The sequence below is a fragment of the Methylobacterium sp. BTF04 genome (assembly GCF_010692745.1).
Taxonomy (GTDB): Bacteria; Pseudomonadota; Alphaproteobacteria; order Rhizobiales; family Beijerinckiaceae; genus Methylobacterium.
The window spans coordinates 1-603 of record NZ_JAAHTB010000243.1; the positions used below are offsets into that span (position 1 = coordinate 1).

1 pseudogene is annotated in these 603 nt (G+C 61.7%); it reads right to left on the reverse strand.

What is annotated here, in order from left to right:
• Positions 1–416: 416 nt before the first annotated feature.
• Positions 417–530: pseudogene (locus tag G3T14_RS25340) on the reverse strand (IS5/IS1182 family transposase); the annotation flags it as partial.
• Positions 531–603 lie beyond the last annotated feature (73 nt).

Sequence of the window (603 nt, forward strand, 5' to 3'; positions counted from 1 at the left end):
TGTTGTTCTGGCAGTTCCGTGGCCGGCACATCGACATCCGCCAACCCAACAGCAGCTTTCGCGATGCAACGGCGAGCCTCCCTGTCTAACCCGGGCCTTTCGTGCCGAGAGTAGACGGTGCTGCCTTGGTGGCCGGACCATGGATCGGCTCAGGATCGACCGGTTACGACATGGGGGACGGTCTTGCCGGCATCTGTCGGTTGAAGCGTCGAGGAGGCTCTCATCCTGGCTCGGTCCAATATACCGGTCAGGTCAAACCGTCTGACGCCGGAGCATTGCCACTGCACACGATGCCTCTGGACTGGCCGCAGGTAACAGGCTCGGAAACTACTCAGCTTCCGTCACAGCGAAACGTGTCGCCGCGACGACGAAGAGACGCTGACGGCCGATCTTGTGGCATTAGCCAGGAAGTACGGGCGCTGCGTCCGACTGTACAACACCACCGCGGACGGTTTGGGCACGAGATACCCCGCCATCCGCAGCACCACCTGCAAGTCGCCCACCACGCCCGCGAAGCACTCCGCCGCCAGCGAGGAAATGTACGCCATTAGAGCTGTTGCCGTTCAGGTTGGGTCATAAGCGTCGTATCCTGCGGCGGTTATG